Raw genomic sequence first — 18,467 nt, 5'->3', positions numbered from 1 at the left:
AGGGCAAGTGCCATGCTGCGACGCCAGGCTCTGACTTTAGGTAGTGTGCTGCTGGGAGCAGTGACGCTGGGCGGCTGGACGCTGTTCAAACGCAAGGATCAGAGCCCGCTGCTGTTGTCGGCGCGCGACGACACCGACGGCAGGCACTACGCCGTCGGTTATCGGCTCGACGGTACGCGAGTGTTCGCCACGCAGGTCGGCCAGCGCTGCCACGACATCATCAACCACCCGACGCAGCCGATCGCGTTGTTCGTGGCCCGGCGCCCGGGTACCGAGAGTTATCTGATCGACCTGCGCGACGGCAGCTTGCTGCAAACCGTGCCCTCCCAGCCGAACCGGCATTTCTACGGCCACGCCGTGGTGCACAAGGACGGCGAATACCTGTACGCCACCGAGAACGACACGACTGATCCCGGTCGCGGCTTGCTCGGTGTGTACAAGTTCGAAGGCGCGCAGCTGGTGCACAACGGCGAAATTTCCACCCACGGTCTCGGCCCGCATCAGGTGTCATGGATGCCCGATGGCGAGACGCTGGTAGTGGCCAACGGCGGAATACGTACCGAAGCGGAAAGCCGCGTCGACATGAACCTCAACGCCATGGAGCCGAGCCTGGTGCTGATGCAGCGCGACGGCACCTTGCTGAGCAAGGAAACCCTCGCCCAGCAGATGAACAGCGTGCGCCACCTGGGCATCGCCAGTGACGGCACCATCGTCGCCGGCCAGCAATTCATGGGTCCCTCCCATGAGCGTTCGGAGCTGTTGGCGATCAAGCGTCCGGGGCAGCCGTTCACGGCGTTTCCGGTGCCCGAGCAGCAGTTGCAGGCGATGGGGCATTACACCGCCAGCGTCGCGGTGCACAGCGAGTTGCGGCTCGTTGCGCTGACCGCGCCGCGCGGCAACCGTTTCTTCATCTGGGATCTGGACAGCGGCGCAGTGCGCCTCGATGCACCGCTGCCCGATTGCGCCGGCGTCGGTGCGGTGCAGGACGGTTTTGTCGTGACCTCAGGGCAAGGGCGCTGCCGTTATTACGATTGCCGTCAGGCGGAGTTGCTGGCCAAACCGCTGGAATTGCCCGCAGGGCTCTGGGACAACCATCTGCATCTGATGGCCTGAGCCAGACGCGGCAGTGCCGATACAACCTCAAGGGCGAGCGGGATTCAATCCTCCTCGCCCTTTTCATCACCTGTAATAACTGCCAGTTGGAATACCCCTTGTACTCGGAGTAATGTGCCCGCCTGTCTCACCTGATTTATCCAAGGAACTGGAAATATGCTGCGTCGCCGCATGCTGATCATGTTGGGTGTTGTTTTGCTGATCGTCCTGGTGCTGGGCGGCTACAAAGCCTTTTCGATCTACACGATGATCCAGGGCTTCTCCAAGCCGAAGCCGCCGATCAGCGTCGCCGTGGCCAGGGCCAGCGAACAGCCGTGGCAGATGCGCCTGCCAACCGTCGGCACGCTCAAGGCGTTGCAAGGTGTCGAGCTGAGCCTGGAAGTGGCTGGCACGGTGACCGAACTCAAGTTCGAATCGGGACAGAAGGTCAAGGCCGGGCAGCCGCTGCTGCAACTCGACAGCGCCGTCGAAACCGCGCTGCTGGAAACCGCCAGGGCCGATCTCGGCCTGGCACAACTGGATTTCGGCCGCGGCAGCCAACTGGTCGACAGCCGCGCGATCTCCAAAGGCGAGTACGACCGCCTCTCCGCCGTGCTGCAAAAGAACAAGGCCACGGTCAATCAGCTCAACGCTTCGCTGGCGAAAAAACGCATCCTTGCGCCGTTCAGCGGCACCATCGGCATCCGTCAGGTCGACGTCGGTGACTACCTCGCCAGCGGCACCAAGATCGCCACACTGCAGGATCTGAGCAGTCTCTACGCCGACTTCTACCTGCCTGAACAATCGGTGCCGAAACTGGCCATCGGTCAACCGGTCCAGATCGCCGTCGCCGCCTACCCGAAGCAGAACTTCGCCGGCAAGATCAGCGCGATCAACCCGATCGTCGAAAGCAGCACGCGCAACATTCTGGTCCGCGCGACCCTGGACAATCCCGATGGCAAGCTGCTGCCGGGCATGTTCGCCAGCCTCGACGTGCTCCTGCCGGAGCCGCAAAAGCACATCGTGGTGCCGGAGAGCGCGATCACCTACACCCTCTACGGCAACTCGGTGTACGTGGTCGGGCAGAAGAAAGCCGAGGACGGCAGCGTCGAAAAAGACGACAAAGGCCAACCGGTGCTGATCGCCGAACGCCGTTTCATCGAAACCGGTGAGCGCCGCGATGGCCTGGTGATGATCAACAAGGGCGTGCAGAGCGGCGAACAAGTGGTGACGGCCGGCCAGATCAAACTGGACAACGGTGCACACATCGCCATCAGCGACGACAAGACCCTCGGCGAGCAGAACAGTCCGCCTCGCGCCGACTGATCAAGGAATCCCCATGGCTTTTACCGACCCGTTCATCCGCCGCCCGGTGCTCGCCACCGTGGTCAGCCTGTTGATTGTGCTGCTCGGCTTCCAGGCCTGGAGCAAGCTGCCGCTGCGCCAGTACCCGCAAATGGAAAACGCGCTGATCACGGTGACCACTGCGTATCCCGGGGCCAATGCCGAAACCATTCAGGGCTACATCACCCAGCCGATGCAGCAAAGTCTGGCGAGTGCCGAGGGCATCGACTACATGACCTCGGTCAGTCGCCAGAACTTCTCGGTGATTTCCATCTATGCGCGGATCGGCGCCAACACCGACCGCCTGTTCACCGAGTTGCTGGCCAAGGCCAACGAGGTAAAAAACAAGCTGCCGCAGGACGCCGAAGACCCGGTGTTGAGCAAGGAATCCGCCGACGCCTCGGCGCTGATGTACATCAGCTTCTTCAGCAAGGACCTGAGCAACCCGCAGATCACCGACTACCTGTCACGGGTGATCCAGCCAAAACTGGCGACGCTGCCGGGCATGGCCGAAGCGGAGATCCTCGGCAACCAGGTGTTCGCCATGCGTCTGTGGCTCGACCCGGTGAAACTCGCCGGTTTTGGTCTCAGCGCCGCCGACGTCACCAACGCGGTGCGCCAGTACAACTTTCTCTCCGCGGCCGGGGAAGTGAAAGGCGAGTACACGGTCACCAGCATCAACGCCAACACCGAGCTGAAGTCCGCCGAAGCCTTCGCAGCGATTCCGCTCAAGGTCGAAGGCGACAGTCGCGTGCTGCTCAGCGATGTCGCGCGGGTCGAGATGGGCGCGGAAAACTACGACTCCATCAGCTCGTTCGGCGGCACGCCATCGGTGTACATCGGCATCAAGGCCACACCGGGCGCCAACCCGCTGGACGTGATCAAGGAAGTGCGCAAGCTGATGCCGGAACTCGAAGCACAGCTGCCGCCGAACCTGAAAAGCGAAATCGCCTACGACGCCACGCTGTTCATTCAGGCCTCGATCGACGAAGTGGTGAAAACCCTGTTCGAAGCGGTGTTGATCGTCATCGTCGTGGTGTTCCTGTTCCTCGGTGCGCTGCGTTCGGTGGTGATCCCGGTGGTGACCATTCCGCTGTCGATGATCGGCGTGATGTTCTTCATGCAGATGATGGGTTATTCGATGAATCTGCTGACGCTGCTGGCAATGGTCCTCGCCATCGGTCTGGTGGTCGACGATGCAATTGTCGTGGTGGAAAACATCCATCGCCACATCGAAGAAGGCAAGACACCGTTCGACGCCGCGCTGGAAGGCGCCCGCGAAATCGCCATGCCGGTGGTGTCAATGACCATCACCCTGGCGGCGGTCTATGCGCCGATCGGTTTTCTCACCGGGCTGACCGGCGCGCTGTTCAAGGAGTTCGCCCTGACTCTGGCCGGTGCAGTGGTGATTTCCGGGGTCGTTGCCCTGACGCTGTCGCCGATGATGTGCGCGTTCCTGCTGCGGCATGACCAGAACCCCAGCGGCCTGGCACATCGTCTCGACCGGGTCTTTGACAGCCTCAAACGTCGCTATCAGAGCATGCTGCATGGCACGCTGAACACGCGGCCAGTGGTGTTGGTGTTTGCGGTGATCGTGCTGTGCCTGATTCCCGTGTTCCTGAAGTTCACCAAGTCGGAACTGGCCCCGGATGAAGACCAGGGCATCATTTTCATGATGGCCAGTGCGCCGCAGCCGACCAACCTCGATTACCTGAGCACCTACACCGACGAATTCATCACGATCTTCAAGGAATTCCCCGAGTACTACTCCTCGTTCCAGATTAACGGCTACAACGGTGTGCAGGCGGGGATTGGCGGCTTCCTGCTGAAACCGTGGAACGAGCGCAGCCGCACGCAGATGGAAATCCTGCCCGAGGTGCAGGGCAAACTTGAAAGCATTCCGGGGTTGCAGATCTTCGGCTTCAACCTGCCCTCCCTGCCCGGCACCGGCGAAGGGTTGCCGTTCGAGTTCGTGGTCAACACCGCCAACGATTACGAGCTGCTGCTGCAAGTCGCTGATCGAATCAAGAAACGCGCGATGGAGTCGGGCAAGTTTGCCTTCGTCGACCTTGATCTGGCGTTCGACAAACCGGAAGTGGTGGTTGATATCGATCGCGCCAAGGCGGCGCAGATGGGCGTGTCGATGCAGGACCTTGGCGGCACGCTGGCGACATTGCTGGGCGAGGCGGAGATCAACCGTTTCACCATCGAGGGGCGCAGCTACAAGGTGATCGCGCAGGTCGAACGGCCTTACCGCGACAACCCGGACTGGCTGAACAACTACTACGTGAAAAACACCCAAGGCGAACTGCTGCCGCTGTCGACCCTGATCAAGGTCAGCGACCGCGCGCGGCCACGTCAGCTCAACCAGTTCCAGCAACTCAACGCGGCGAAGATTTCCGGTTTCCCGCTGGTCAGCATGGGTGAAGCCATCGACACCGTTCTGCAGATCGCGCGCGAAGAAGCGCCCGCCGGGTTTGCCTTTGACTATGGCGGGGCTTCCCGGCAGTTCGTTCAGGAAGGCAGCGCCTTGTGGGTCACCTTTGCCTTGGCGCTGGCGATCATCTTTCTGGTGCTGGCGGCACAATTCGAGAGTTTCCGCGATCCGTTGGTGATTCTGGTAACGGTGCCGCTGTCGATCTGCGGGGCGCTGATTCCGCTGTTCCTCGGCTGGTCGAGCATGAACATCTACACCCAGGTCGGGCTGGTGACGCTGATCGGCCTGATCAGCAAGCACGGGATCCTGATCGTCGAGTTCGCCAACCAGTTGCGCAAGGACAAAGGCCTGACAGCGCGCGAAGCGGTTGAAGAAGCCGCGGCGATTCGCTTGCGCCCGGTGCTGATGACGACGGCGGCGATGGTGTTCGGCATGGTGCCGCTGATCCTGGCGACGGGCGCGGGGGCGGTCAGCCGCTTCGATATCGGCATGGTGATTGCGACGGGGATGTCGATTGGCACGCTGTTCACATTGTTCGTGTTGCCGTGCGTTTATACCCTGCTGGCGAAACCCGATCCCAAGTAGCACCCATCTCCCCGGTGGGAGCGAGCTTGCTCGCGAAGGTGTGTCAGTCGCCATCAATGCGACTGAGCCACCGCATTCGCGAGCAGGCTCGCTCCCACAGGGGTTCGCATGTCTTCATCAATTTTCGGCAAAAAAAAGGCCTCGCATCTGCGAGGCCTTTTACGTGGGCTTCAATCGGTTCAACTTTGTGGCCTCATCCCTTGAGAAAGCCCGAACATGAACAACAGCAAGTCATGATCGGGCTGGGTCGCCACGGAGGCTTTCGCCACCCGTGGCAGTGTGCAATGAGCGTCCGTCGTGGACGCTCCGATGACCTGCATGCGTGGCTGCTCCCAGGCAGCCACCGCCAATGAAGCGACTGCCAAGGCTCCAACCAGAAACAAACCTCGTGCAATTTCGAGTTTCATCGCTATAAACCTTTGATAGCGCTGCCAAACGCCGTCTCATAAAAATAGACGAGTTTTTTCCAGTCGGCATCGCGGAACGACGAATGGCGCCGCAGTTGCTTCATGTCGTGCTGCGCGGCGCGATAGGCGGTCAGGCGCTGGCGGCATTTTTCCAGATCGATCAGTGCCACTTCGACCTTGGCCGACTCGCCTTCACCGGTCACCCGCACGAATACGTGCTTGATGTAGATGCAGCTGTGCTGCCAACGGCCCTTGTGCATGCGCGCCAGGTTTTCCGCCAGATCCTTGAGCACGCGATCAAAGACCACGTCGCCACATTGATCACGACCCCCGGCAGCGGCCAGCCAGTGTTCCAGTTCCTGGAAACCGTCCAGGGATTTGGTCACCAGCAGCGCGCGCCATTTGTGTTGCGGATCAGGCTGGGCACCACAAAAAACGATTTGCGGCACGCGCACGCCAAGCTTGCTTACGCCGGTCAGCGCATCGAGTTCACGCAATACGGTCGGACGACCGAACGGGTGCAACCAGCTGCGATAGATGTGTCCGGTCTGGCGCTTTGCGTACAGCAACTGGCCGTCGCGGCCTACGATGCGCTGTACACCGCTTTCGCCACCGCGGCGCACGTTGGGTTCTTCAACCCATTCGCCACGCTGGGCCCAGTAATAATCGAAACCATCTTGCGAAGCGACGTTCGCTTCAACTGCTGCTTGCACTGCCATCCTTTACCTCTTGCGTAATACGTAAACCCGCCACATCGCATAGAGCGGTATAAAGTCCAGTTGTTCCTGTATGCGGAAACCGGCCTGTTCAAATTCTTTCTCGATCGTCGCCGCCGGAATCAGAAAACGATTCTGGTAATCACGATTCGGCCGGTCCAGCTCGGCGCGCTTGCGCTTCCAGGCCTTGAAATTGCCGTCTACCCACAATGAAACAATCACGCTGTCGCGGCTCACGCGCTCGAATTCGCGCAGGATCGCCTGACGGTGCTCGGACTCACCGATGTGGTGCAGCAGACGCATGCAGAAGATGCTGTCGACCGAGTTGTCCGGCAAGGCTATGTCGAACGCCGAGGTGTGCAGCGGCTGCACGCGCTTGACCACGTCGGCTGGCTGGCCCTGCAATGCCGTTTTGATCATCGATTCGGAATTGTCCGCGCCGATGATCACCCGGTTGGGTTTTTCCGCGAGCATTGGCCAGAAACGCCCGGCACCGCAGGGCAAATCCAGCACCAGACCGGGATCGCCCGCCAGCGACAAGGCCTTGCGCGCCAACTGCTCATCGCGCCAATGCGACAGGCGACGGCCCAAGGTTTCCTTGTGCTTGCGCAGGTACCGCTGTGCGTGTTGATCGTCGTACTTTTCGGAAAAATCGAGTTTGATCGGGCCGGACATCATCTGGACTCCTGAATGTCTGATGAAGCCACCTTAGTCAGCGGCTTGTCAGCGTCAGGTCATCCAATTGTGAAAAAAATGTCAGGTAAACCGGCAAAGTATTACAACGTTATACAGGATTTAGACAGGCAGGCGGGAGTAGCCTCGAGCCACTATTTGCTGGCATTACCGCCAAGATCTACTTCGAATCGGCAGCCATTGGGTTGCATCGTGCTCAAGCTGACGGTCCACCCCTGGTTTTCGCAGATGCGTTGCACCAGCGACAGGCCCAGCCCAAGCCCCTCGCCACGCTTCTCGCTGCCACGCACGAACGGCTCGAACATCGCTTCGCGCTTTTCTTCCGGAATACCGACGCCGGAATCCTCCACCAAGAAGCCGTTCGCGGTGAGCGTCAGGCGAATGAATCCGTGCTCGGTGTAATGGCACGCGTTACGCAGCAGGTTGCCCATCACCGCCGTCAGCAGCGTTGCGTTGTAGCTGGTGGACGGCGGATTTCCCGGTTCGAACTGTAATTGCAGGCCTTTGCTTTCGATCGGCTCGCGCCACAGGCACAGCAGGCTATCGGCCACCTGCGCAAGATTCTGCTGCGGTGCCGAGCCGGCGTCTTCGCGCTGGGAGCGTGCGAGCATGAGGAAGGTCTGCACCAGTTCGCGCATTTCCTGACTGGCTCGGGCGATCCGTTCGACCTGATTGCGCCCACGCTGGTCGATCGTCGGGTTTTCCATCAATAACTCGCAGGAACTGGCCAGCACCATCAACGGCGTACGCAACTCATGACTGACGTCGCTGGTGAACAAGCGCTCGCGGGTCAATGCCTGACGCAAGCGTCCCAGCGTGGCATCGAACGCCACCGCCAGTTCACCGACTTCATCCGCCGCATAATCCGGTGCCAACGGCGGTGCCAGCCCGAGCAACTGATCGCGATGACGGACCTGCCGCGCCAGCCTTACCACCGGCGCCATCACCTTGCGTGCCAGCACCCAGCCGAGAAACACCGCCAGCGCCAGACTGAGCACGAAGCCCACCAGCACCACGGCAAACAGCACGCGCTCGCGCTCTTCGAAATCGCTTTGATCCTGCAGCAGTACATAGCGGCGGCCGTCGACAATCTCGACCATCGCGTGATACGACAACTGCTCGCGGAACACTTCATGAAAACCGGCATCGAGATGGCGCAGATCCTTGGGCAGATCGAAATCGCCCGGCCCGCCGCTGAAATAGAACAGCTGATCCGGTTCGGGGCGGTGGCTCCAGTCCGAGACATTGTCCATCAGCAACAAGCGCTGCAAGTCGCCGCCCAGCCCCGCCGAAATCAGTTTCTCCTCGACCAGATGCACGGTCGCGACGATGCCCATGGCAAACGCGCCGGCCACCAGTGCGCTCATCAAGGCAAAGGCAATGATGATCCGCTGCGAAAGGCTTTGCTTGAACTCCATTACACGTCGGCCAACCGGTAACCCACCCCATGCACGGTATGCAGCAGTGGCTTGGCGAAGGGCTTGTCGATCACCTGACGCAACTGGTGAACGTGGCTGCGCAGACTGTCGCTGTCCGGGCAGTCATCGCCCCACAGTGCTTCTTCGAGAATTTCCCGACGCAACACGTGCGGACTTTTCTGCATCAGCACCGCCAGCAGCTTGAGGCCGACCGGGTTGAGCTTGAGCAGCTTGCCCTCACGGGTCACTTCCAGTGTGTCGAGGTCATAGTTCAGATCGGCGACCTGCAAGGCGCGGCGGCCCCCTCCCTGAGCGCGACGCATCACGGCTTCGACCCGTGCCGCGAGTTCGGACAGGGCAAAAGGCTTGATCAGGTAATCGTCGGCACCCGACTTGAAGCCTTGCAAACGGTCGTCCAGTTGGTCGCGCGCGGTGAGCATGATCACCGGTGTGTCGCGACGCGCATCTTCGCGCAGGCGTTTGCACAGGGTATAGCCGTCGATTCCCGGCAACATGATGTCGAGGACGATCAGGTCGTAATGCTCGGTGGCGGCCAGGTGCAGGCCCGACAGACCGTCCTGCGCGCAATCGACGGTGTAGCCCTTGAGGCCCAGGTAATCGGCCAGATTGGCCAGGATGTCGCGGTTGTCTTCGACCAACAGAATTCGCATGGGCACCTCCTCCGAACGGGGTTACGGCCGTCTTGGCCCGCGCAGCTTACGGCCAAGTGTGGCTCAGGGCTAGGCGTGTGTCGGGTTGTTTGACGATAAAAATGCTGATGCCGCCCGCCAACGTTTTTTTCACTTACGGTTAACGAATCGGCAACGCCACGGCGCGCAGACTCCGCGCGATTGCGCTCCCCTGAACATGCTTGCCGACCAAGGAATTGCCCATGGCGTTGACCTCTGCCCGTCCCGTTTCCCGGCCGCTGAACCTCTGGTTATGCCTGGGCATACCCGCGGTTGCGGCGATCATTCTGGTATTGCTCGAACTGACCGATCTGGACATGGATCTGGCCCGACTGTTCTATGACCCGGTCGCCGGCGACTTCATCGGACGGCACAGCTATTTTCTCGAAGACATTCTGCATGACCGCGCCAAACAAGTGGTCATCGCCTTCTCGGTGTTCGCGATCCTCGGTTTCATCGGCGCGTTTTTCCTCGCCCGACTCAAACCGTTCAAGCGTGAGCTGGGTTGCCTGGTGCTGTCGCTGGGCCTGGCCACTTCGTTCGTCACCCCGGTCAAAGCCGTGACGGCGGTGCAATGCCCGTGGAGCCTGGAGCAATTCGGTGGACATGAAACCTACAGCAAACTGATGGAACACCGCCCGCCGACCGACAAGCCGGGCCGTTGCTGGCCGGGCGGGCATGCGGCGACGGGTTTCACCTTGTTTGCGCTGTTCTTTGTCTTGCGTGATCGTCGTCCACGTCTGGCGCGGCAGGCATTTGTGTTTGCATTCGCGCTGGGCTCGGTATTTTCGATCAGCCGGATGATGCAGGGCGCGCACTTCTTCTCCCATAACGTGTGGACGGCGATTTTCTGCTGGCTGATTTGTCTGGGGGCATATTACTGGGTGCTGTATCGCCCGGCGATGAGGACGGATGCCAGCATCCTGGCACCACCAATCAACGCCTGAAATACAGATCCAATTGTGGGAGCGAGCTTGCTCGCGAATGCGGTGTGTCATCCACCATTTATGTTGGCTGATACGACGCTTTCGCGAGCAAGCTCGCTCCCACATGGGTTCGGGTGATGCTGAACTTGGGTAATAAAAAACCCCGCTGGCTCGCGCCGGCGGGGTTTTTCGTTACAGGGGTAAGGCTGGCTTACATCATGCCGCCCATGCCACCCATGCCGCCCATGTCTGGCATACCGCCGCCAGCCGAGCCTTCTTTCTTCGGTGCGTCAGCAACAGCTGCTTCGGTGGTCAGGATCAGACCGCCGATCGAAGCTGCGGCTTGCAGAGCCGAACGGGTTACCTTGGTTGGGTCCAGGATGCCCATTTCGATCATGTCGCCGTATTCGCCGGAAGCAGCGTTGTAACCGAAGTTACCTTTGCCGTTCTTCACTTCGTTGACAACGACGCTTGGCTCGTCACCGGAGTTGGCAGCGATCTGACGCAGCGGCGCTTCAACAGCGCGACGCAGCACAGCGATACCGACGTTCTGGTCAGCGTTGTCGCCGGTCAGTTCGGTCAGGGCTTCCAGAGCACGGATCAGCGCTACGCCACCGCCAGGTACAACGCCTTCTTCAACGGCTGCACGGGTAGCGTGCAGGGCGTCTTCAACGCGGGCCTTCTTCTCTTTCATTTCAACTTCGGAGCCAGCGCCAACCTTGATCACTGCAACGCCGCCGGACAGCTTGGCCAGACGCTCTTGCAGTTTTTCACGGTCGTAGTCGGAGGAAGTTTCGGCAACCTGGGCACGAATCTGGGCGATACGGCCTTCGATGTCTGCCTGCACGCCAGCACCGTCAACGATGATGGTGTTTTCCTTGGACAGGGTCACGCGCTTGGCGTTACCCAGGTGCTCCAGGGTGGTGCTTTCCAGGCTCAGACCGATCTCTTCGGAGATCACGGTACCGCCGGTCAGAACAGCGATGTCCTGCAGCATGGCCTTGCGACGATCGCCGAAGCCGGGTGCCTTGACGGCAGCAACTTTAACGATACCGCGCATGTTGTTCACCACCAGAGTCGCCAGGGCTTCGCCTTCAACGTCTTCGGCAACGATCAGCAGCGGACGGCCGGCTTTTGCAACGGCTTCCAGAACGGGCAGCATTTCACGGATGTTCGAGATCTTCTTGTCGACCAGCAGGATCAGCGGGCCGTCGAGCTCGGCAACCATGGTGTCCGGCTTGTTGACGAAGTACGGCGACAGGTAGCCACGGTCGAACTGCATGCCTTCTACAACCGACAGTTCGTTTTCCAGGCCCGAGCCTTCTTCAACAGTGATCACGCCTTCTTTACCGACTTTTTCCATGGCTTCGGCAATGATGTCGCCGATGGAGTTGTCGGAGTTGGCGGAGATGGTGCCGACCTGAGCGATGGCTTTGAAATCAGCGCATGGCTTGGACAGGGCTTTCAGCTCTTTGACGATGGCGATGGTCGCCTTGTCGATGCCGCGTTTCAGGTCCATCGGGTTCATGCCGGCAGCGACGGCTTTCAGGCCTTCGTTGACGATCGACTGAGCCAGAACGGTAGCAGTGGTAGTACCGTCACCGGCGTCATCGTTGGCACGGGAGGCAACGTCTTTGACCAGCTGCGCGCCCATGTTTTCGAAGCGATCTTCGAGTTCGATTTCTTTGGCGACGGACACGCCGTCCTTGGTGATGGTCGGAGCGCCGAAGCTCTTCTCGAGAATCACGTTACGGCCTTTCGGGCCCAGGGTCGCTTTTACCGCGTCAGCCAGAACGTTGACGCCTTTGAGCATCTTGGAGCGGGCGGCATCGCCGAACTTAACTTCTTTAGCAGCCATGATCGATATTCCTTAAATACTTTGTAGTAACGGGAAAATGAACGGGAGTATCAGCCTTCGATAACGGCGAGGATTTCGTTCTCGCTCATTACCAGCAGGTCTTCGCCATCGACTTTCACAGTGTTGCTGCCGGAGTAAGGACCGAACACAACCTTGTCGCCTTCCTTCACGGACAGTGCACGCACTTCACCGTTTTCCAGAGCTTTGCCCGGGCCTACAGCGAGAATTACACCGTGGTTGGCCTTTTCAGCAGCCGAACCTGGCAGGACGATACCGCCAGCGGTTTTCTTTTCTTCTTCGCTGCGACGGATGACGACGCGGTCATGCAGAGGACGAAGCTTCATTGTCGATCTCTCCTAATTGTGGTTTTCATCGGCCGGTGTAGTCCCGGCGGGTTTAACAAATCCGGCCTGTGCCGGGTGCGGCTCGTCGAGCGAACCGCGCAAGTCTGTCCGGTGTAATCACCGGAAACCTTTCGGTGACCGATACATAGGGGCGTACAAGCTGATTACAAGAGCTGGGGCAAAAAAAATTTTAACCCCGTCCGGTGATTTGGCCCCATAAACGAGCACGGCACCCGAAGGTGCCGTGTCGATGCTGACGTTACTTGTGGTCGCGGTGTTCGAACTCGCCTTCGATCACATTCGGCTCACGGCCCAACGGCTCGCGCGGTGCCGGACCGCCACGGGGTTGCAGGTCGTCAGCGAAGGCGCGTTGGCGCATGGCCTGGTCTTCGGCACGCTGGCGCATTTTGTTCGCCAGCAAGCGTCGGGTGAACGGCAGCAGCATGACCAGACCGACCACATCGCTGATGAAGCCCGGGATGATCAGCAGACCGCCGGCCAGCGCCAGCATCAAACCTTCGAGCATGGTCTGCGCTGGCAGTTCGCCGCGGTTCAGGCTTTCGCGGGCACGCAGGGCAGTGGCCAGGCCGGCGATGCGCAGCACGAACACGCCGAACATCGAGCCGACAATAATCAGCAGCAGGGCCGGGAAAAACCCGATCGCCCCTGCCACTTTGACGAATACGAACAGCTCCAGCACTGGAAACAGCAGAAAGAGCAACAGAAAAGGGCACATCAAATTGTCCTCAACGCAAGAAATGCCTTGCAGTAAGCCTTAGATGACGTCGCCCTTGCGTGAATTCAACCTTAAGAATCCGCTTTTTTTGCCCAGACCTCGGCGTGAGCCAATGAAACCAAGGCTTCGCGCACTTGTGTCGGCGTATTGCAGGGGCTTGGGAAGCCTAGCCAGTACAACGCCTGACCGATGCGCAAATGCATGCCTTCGCTGTCGATCCCGGCCAGTTGTGCCGGCACGCTGTTCGGCAAACCGGCGAGCTCGACGTAATGGGCGATGGCCTTGGCGTGGTCGCTGTTCATGTGCTCGACCATGCTGATTTCAGCCTTGCCGGCGAACGGATTGGCCAGGGTCAACTGATCAATCCAGTGAATCGCACCGAAACCGCCGATATAGCGGTGACGCACCGGGTTTAGCACCCAGAAGTCGAAATCGTGAGCCTTGTGGTAGTTCTGTGAATCGGGGAAGTAGCGGTAGTAGCGCTCGGCGGCTGACTCGATGGTGGCCGGGTCTTCGAGCTTCTGCGCTTCGGCCAGATAAGTAAGACGCCCCACCGCTTGCACGTCATCGGCCTCGCGCTCGCCGACCAGCATTGAGCACTTCGGGTCCTTTTGCAGGTTGTGGGTGTGCTGGGCGATGCGGCTGATCAGGATCAGCGGCCGGCCCTGCTCGTCCAGGCAATACGGGACCACGGAGCCGAACGGAAAACCGGGCATCGATTTCGAGTGGGTCGAGAGCACTCCACGGTATTCCTTGAGAAGCAATTCTCGGGCATTCTTCGCCACTTCAACGCTCAATTTATGACTCCTTGAATAGAATCCGTCGAAAAAACGGACAGGCGCGCGAAAACAGGTTTCGGCCACGCCATCGGGCAATGCTCCTGCGCAACCCGGCCACGACCGGGGCGGAACAGGAGCCGCCAAGAATAAAAACCATCAGACCAGCAATCGGGGCACGCGCATGCAACTCAACGACAAAGTAATCATTATCACCGGCGGTTGCCAGGGTTTGGGCCGCTCCATGGCCGAGTACCTCGCCGGCAAAGGCGCGAAGCTCGCGCTGGTCGACCTGAATCAGGAAAAGCTCGACGACGCCGTCGCGGCGTGCAAAGCCAGAGGCGTCGAGGCGCGCAGCTATCTGTGCAACGTCGCCAACGAAGAACAGGTCGAGCACATGGTCGCCCAGGTTGCCGCTGACTTTGGCGCGATTCACGGCCTGATCAACAACGCCGGGATTCTGCGTGACGGCCTGCTGCTCAAGGTCAAGGACGGCGAGATGAGCAAGATGAGCCTGGCCCAATGGCAAGCGGTGATCGACGTGAACCTGACCGGCGTGTTCCTCTGCACCCGTGAGGTGGCGGCGAAAATGGTCGAGCTGAAGAACAGCGGCGCGATCATCAACATCTCGTCGATCTCCCGCGCCGGCAATGTCGGCCAGACCAACTATTCCGCAGCCAAGGCCGGTGTCGCGGCGGCGACGGTGACCTGGGCCAAGGAACTGGCGCGCTACGGCATTCGCGTGGCCGGCATTGCGCCGGGCTTCATCGAAACCGAAATGACCTTGGGCATGAAACCCGAAGCGCTGGAAAAAATGACCTCGGGCATCCCGCTCAAGCGCATGGGCAAACCGGAAGAGATCGCCCATTCGGCGGCGTACATCTTCGAAAACGACTACTACACCGGGCGGATTCTGGAGATGGATGGCGGCTTGCGTATCTAAGCCACGCCACAAACCAATGTGGGAGCGAGCTTGCTCGCGAAAGCGTCGTGTCAGACAACTGATGGGTTGAATGACACACCACCTTCGCGAGCAAGCTCGCTCCCACAGGGTTCGTTCAGCGCTTTAAATTTATCAATCGTCGCTGATGGTGATATTCGGCATCGCCGGCGTCGCCGCTTCCTGCAACACGATCCGCGCGCCGACGTGGCGGGCCAGCTCCTGGTAGACCATGGCGATCTGGCTGTCCGGCTCGGCGATCACCGTTGGTTTGCCGCCATCGGCCTGTTCACGAATCAGCATCGACAGCGGCAGCGAGGCCAGCAGTTCCACGCCGTACTGGGTGGCAAGCTTCTCGCCACCGCCCTCACCGAACAGATGCTCGGCATGCCCGCAGTTCGAGCAGATGTGCACGGCCATGTTTTCCACCACGCCCAACACCGGAATGTTGACCTTGCGGAACATTTCCACGCCTTTGCGCGCGTCGAGCAGGGCCAGGTCCTGCGGCGTGGTGACGATCACCGCGCCCGCCACCGGGACTTTCTGCGCCAGGGTCAGTTGAATGTCGCCGGTGCCTGGCGGCATGTCGATGACCAGATAATCCAGATCGCCCCACGCAGTTTGCGTGACCAGTTGCAGCAGCGCGCCGGAGACCATCGGCCCGCGCCAGACCATCGGCGTGTTGTCGTCGGTGAGGAACGCCATCGACATGACTTCGACACCGTGGGCCTTGAGCGGCACGAACCATTTCTGGTCCTTGACCTGCGGGCGGGTGCGCTCGGGAATGCCGAACATGATGCCCTGACTCGGGCCGTAGATATCGGCGTCGAGAATCCCCACCCGGGCGCCTTCGCGAGCCAGCGCGAGAGCGAGGTTGGCAGCGGTGGTCGACTTGCCCACGCCGCCCTTGCCCGAGGCCACCGCAACCACGTTCTTGACGTTGGCCAGCCCCGGAATCTGCGCCTGGGCCTTGTGCGCGGCGATCACGCTGTTGACCTCAACCCGGGCGATGACCACGCCGTCGAGGTTTTCGATGGCCAGTTGCAGCAATTGCGCCCAACCACTCTTGAACAGACCCGCGGCGTAGCCGATTTCCAACTGCACGTCGACGCGGTCACCGATGATCTCGATGTTTTTCACGCAACCGGCGCTGACCGGGTCCTGGTTCAGGTAAGGGTCGGTGTATTGGCTGAGGACGGCTTCCACCGCTGCGCGAGTGACGGCGCTCATGGGCAACTCCGATAACAAGACTGGAAAAGATGGCGGCTATCCTACCCCTTCTATCCTCCGGACGGCATGCCTGGCAACGATTTGCAGGGGTGAAATATCTTGTCCGGCGCTTTATAGTGGCCGACCTCCGTTTCATCAAGTAGCGAAGCCCTACATGTCCGAGCCACGCAAGATCCTCGTCACCAGCGCCCTGCCCTACGCCAATGGTTCGATCCACCTTGGCCACATGCTGGAATACATCCAGACCGATATGTGGGTGCGCTTCCAGAAGCATCGCGGCAACCAATGCATCTATGTCTGCGCCGACGACGCCCACGGTTCGGCGATCATGCTGCGCGCGGAAAAGGAAGGCATCACCCCGGAACAATTGATCGCCAACGTGCAGGCTGAACACAGCGCCGACTTTGCCGACTTCCTGGTTGATTTCGACAACTTCCACTCCACTCACGCCGAAGAAAACCGTGAGCTGTCGAGCCAGATCTACCTCAAGCTGCGTGACGCCGGGCACATTGCCCAACGCTCGATCACCCAGTATTTCGACCCGGAAAAGAAAATGTTCCTGGCCGACCGCTTCATCAAGGGCACCTGCCCGAAATGCGGCACCGAAGACCAGTACGGCGACAACTGCGAAAAATGCGGCGCGACCTACGCCCCGACCGACCTGAAAGATCCGAAGTCGGCAATCTCCGGCGCCACCCCGGTGCTCAAGGATTCCCAGCACTTCTTCTTCAAGCTGCCGGACTTCCAGGACATGCTGCAGGCCTGGACCCGCAGCGGCACCCTGCAAGACGCGGTCGCCAACAAGATCGCCGAATGGCTCGACGCCGGCCTGCAACAGTGGGACATTTCCCGCGATGCGCCGTACTTCGGCTTCGAGATTCCGGGCGAGCCGGGCAAGTATTTCTACGTGTGGCTGGATGCGCCGATCGGCTACATGGCCAGCTTCAAGAACCTCTGCAACCGCACGCCGGAGCTGGACTTCGACGCGTTCTGGGGCAAGGACTCGACCGCTGAGCTGTACCACTTCATCGGCAAGGACATCGTCAACTTCCACGCGCTGTTCTGGCCAGCGATGCTCGAAGGCGCCGGCTACCGCAAGCCGACCGCGATCAACGTACACGGTTACCTGACCGTCAATGGTCAGAAAATGTCCAAGTCGCGCGGCACCTTCATCAAGGCCCGTACCTATCTGGATCACCTGTCGCCGGAATACCTGCGTTACTACTACGCGGCGAAACTGGGCCGTGGCGTCGATGACCTCGACCTGAACCTCGAAGACTTCGTGCAGAAGGTCAACTCCGATCTGGTCGGCAAAGTCGTGAACATCGCCAGCCGTTGCGCCGGTTTTATCCACAAGGGCAACGCCGGTCTGCTGGTCGACAACAATGCCGCGCCGGAGCTGACCGAGGCCTTCCTCGCTGCCGCGCCGAGCATTGCCGACGCCTATGAAGCGCGCGACTTCGCCCGTGCCATGCGCGAAATCATGGCCCTCGCCGACCGCGCCAACGCGTGGATCGCCGACAAGGCACCGTGGTCGCTGAACAAGCAGGAAGGCAAGCAGGACGAAGTCCAGGCGATCTGCGCCACCGGCATCAACCTGTTCCGCCAGTTGGTGATCTTCCTCAAGCCGGTGCTGCCGCTGTTGGCCGCCGATGCCGAGGCGTTTCTCAACGTTGCGCCGCTGAACTGGAACGACCACACCACGCTGCTGGCCAACCATCAGCTCAACGAATTCAAGCCGTTGATGACCCGCATCGACCCGGTAAAAGTGCAAGCCATGACCGACGCCTCGAAAGAAGACCTCAGCGCCAGCCAGACCGACACCGGCGCAGCCGCTCCGGCCGGCAATGGCGAACTGGCCAAGGATCCGCTGTCGCCGGAAATCGACTTCGACGCGTTCGCCGCCATCGACCTGCGCGTGGCGCTGATCGTCAAGGCCGAGCATGTTGAAGGCGCCGACAAGCTGCTGCGCCTGACCCTCGATATCGGCGACGAGCAACGCAACGTGTTTTCCGGCATCAAGAGTGCTTACCCGGACCCGTCGAAGCTCGACGGTCGCCTGACCATGATGATCGCCAACCTCAAGCCGCGGAAAATGAAATTCGGCATCTCCGAAGGCATGGTGATGGCGGCCGGCCCTGGCGGTGAAGAGATCTACCTGCTCAGCCCCGACAGCGGTGCCAAGCCGGGTCAACGTATCAAGTAAGACTGTGCGGTAAATCGATCCCACCGGCGTGCCCTGCATGCCGGTGGGATTTTTCATAGGCGGCCGGATA

At 60.3% G+C, this 18,467-nt stretch carries 15 protein-coding genes and 1 pseudogene; 6 read left to right on the top strand and 10 right to left on the bottom strand.

Going from position 1 to position 18,467, the window contains the following annotated elements; genetic code table 11:
* Window positions 1-12: 12 nt before the first annotated feature.
* The 3 genes from V6F91_RS17035 (at window position 13) to V6F91_RS17025 (ending at window position 5,458) form a co-directional block, all read left to right on the top strand.
* A complete protein-coding gene (locus V6F91_RS17035; protein WP_332766376.1) occupies window positions 13-1,113 on the top strand; it encodes a DUF1513 domain-containing protein in 1,101 nt (366 codons plus the stop codon).
* 156 nt (window positions 1,114-1,269) lie between these two features.
* A complete protein-coding gene (locus V6F91_RS17030; RefSeq protein WP_332766375.1) occupies window positions 1,270-2,418 on the top strand; it encodes an efflux RND transporter periplasmic adaptor subunit in 1,149 nt (382 codons plus the stop codon).
* A gap of 13 nt (window positions 2,419-2,431) precedes the next feature.
* Window positions 2,432-5,458 carry a multidrug efflux RND transporter permease subunit gene (locus tag V6F91_RS17025; protein ID WP_332766374.1) on the top strand — a complete coding sequence of 1,009 codons (3,027 nt, stop codon included), beginning with the start codon at window positions 2,432-2,434 and terminating at the stop codon, window positions 5,456-5,458.
* A gap of 179 nt (window positions 5,459-5,637) precedes the next feature.
* On the opposite strand, the gene V6F91_RS17020 is transcribed toward V6F91_RS17025, so the two are convergent.
* The 5 genes from V6F91_RS17020 to colR all read right to left on the bottom strand — a co-directional run bounded on the left by V6F91_RS17020 (window position 5,638) and on the right by colR (window position 9,363).
* Window positions 5,638-5,865: a hypothetical protein gene (locus V6F91_RS17020; protein ID WP_332766372.1), complete on the bottom strand. Its 228-nt coding sequence runs from the start codon at window positions 5,863-5,865 to the stop codon at window positions 5,638-5,640.
* A gap of 2 nt (window positions 5,866-5,867) precedes the next feature.
* Window positions 5,868-6,584, bottom strand: a complete 717-nt coding sequence (locus V6F91_RS17015; protein WP_332766369.1) for a lipopolysaccharide kinase InaA family protein — start codon at window positions 6,582-6,584, stop codon at window positions 5,868-5,870.
* Between the two features lie 3 nt (window positions 6,585-6,587).
* The gene (locus V6F91_RS17010) at window positions 6,588-7,256 is read right to left on the bottom strand and encodes a class I SAM-dependent methyltransferase (RefSeq protein WP_332766367.1); all 669 of its coding nucleotides are present in this window, start codon (window positions 7,254-7,256) and stop codon (window positions 6,588-6,590) included.
* Between the two features lie 152 nt (window positions 7,257-7,408).
* Window positions 7,409-8,692, bottom strand: coding sequence for a HAMP domain-containing sensor histidine kinase (locus V6F91_RS17005; protein ID WP_332766365.1), 1,284 nt, complete (start codon window positions 8,690-8,692; stop codon window positions 7,409-7,411).
* Window positions 8,692-9,363, bottom strand: a complete 672-nt coding sequence (gene colR / locus V6F91_RS17000; RefSeq protein WP_208939945.1) for a response regulator transcription factor — start codon at window positions 9,361-9,363, stop codon at window positions 8,692-8,694. The genes V6F91_RS17005 and colR overlap by 1 nt, the downstream gene beginning before the upstream one ends.
* Window positions 9,364-9,584: 221 nt before the next feature.
* Between colR and V6F91_RS16995 the strand changes: the two genes are divergently transcribed.
* Window positions 9,585-10,328: a phosphatase PAP2 family protein gene (locus tag V6F91_RS16995; protein ID WP_332766360.1), complete on the top strand. Its 744-nt coding sequence runs from the start codon at window positions 9,585-9,587 to the stop codon at window positions 10,326-10,328.
* Between the two features lie 190 nt (window positions 10,329-10,518).
* On the opposite strand, the gene groL is transcribed toward V6F91_RS16995, so the two are convergent.
* From groL to V6F91_RS16975, 4 genes are all read right to left on the bottom strand, one after another.
* Entirely contained in the window at window positions 10,519-12,165 is a 1,647-nt protein-coding gene (groL, locus tag V6F91_RS16990; RefSeq protein ID WP_090285825.1) for a chaperonin GroEL, read from the bottom strand.
* A 50-nt stretch (window positions 12,166-12,215) separates the two neighbouring features.
* A complete protein-coding gene (locus V6F91_RS16985) occupies window positions 12,216-12,509 on the bottom strand; it encodes a co-chaperone GroES (protein WP_007916610.1) in 294 nt (97 codons plus the stop codon).
* A 259-nt stretch (window positions 12,510-12,768) separates the two neighbouring features.
* A complete protein-coding gene (locus tag V6F91_RS16980; protein ID WP_332766356.1) occupies window positions 12,769-13,245 on the bottom strand; it encodes an FxsA family protein in 477 nt (158 codons plus the stop codon).
* Window positions 13,246-13,316: 71 nt separating this feature from the next.
* Window positions 13,317-14,042: a HugZ family protein gene (locus V6F91_RS16975; protein WP_332766354.1), complete on the bottom strand. Its 726-nt coding sequence runs from the start codon at window positions 14,040-14,042 to the stop codon at window positions 13,317-13,319.
* 163 nt (window positions 14,043-14,205) lie between these two features.
* On the opposite strand from V6F91_RS16975, the gene V6F91_RS16970 reads away from it, so the two are divergent.
* Complete coding sequence (locus V6F91_RS16970) at window positions 14,206-14,964, top strand: SDR family oxidoreductase (RefSeq protein ID WP_332766352.1); 759 nt, start codon at window positions 14,206-14,208, stop codon at window positions 14,962-14,964.
* Window positions 14,965-15,141: 177 nt separating this feature from the next.
* On the opposite strand, the pseudogene apbC reads toward V6F91_RS16970, so the two are convergent.
* A pseudogene (gene apbC, locus V6F91_RS16965) lies at window positions 15,142-16,191 on the bottom strand (iron-sulfur cluster carrier protein ApbC); the annotation flags it as partial.
* Between the two features lie 154 nt (window positions 16,192-16,345).
* Between apbC and metG the strand changes: the two are divergent.
* On the top strand, window positions 16,346-18,397 hold the full coding sequence (gene metG / locus V6F91_RS16960; RefSeq protein ID WP_332766348.1) for a methionine--tRNA ligase: 2,052 nt from the start codon (window positions 16,346-16,348) through the stop codon (window positions 18,395-18,397).
* Window positions 18,398-18,467 lie beyond the last annotated feature (70 nt).

The sequence above is a fragment of the Pseudomonas koreensis genome (assembly GCF_036668835.1).
Classification (GTDB): domain Bacteria; phylum Pseudomonadota; class Gammaproteobacteria; order Pseudomonadales; family Pseudomonadaceae; genus Aquipseudomonas; species Aquipseudomonas koreensis_I.
The sequence above is the reverse complement of the archived record's forward strand: the minus strand, read 5'-3'. Positions and strand labels throughout refer to the sequence as shown.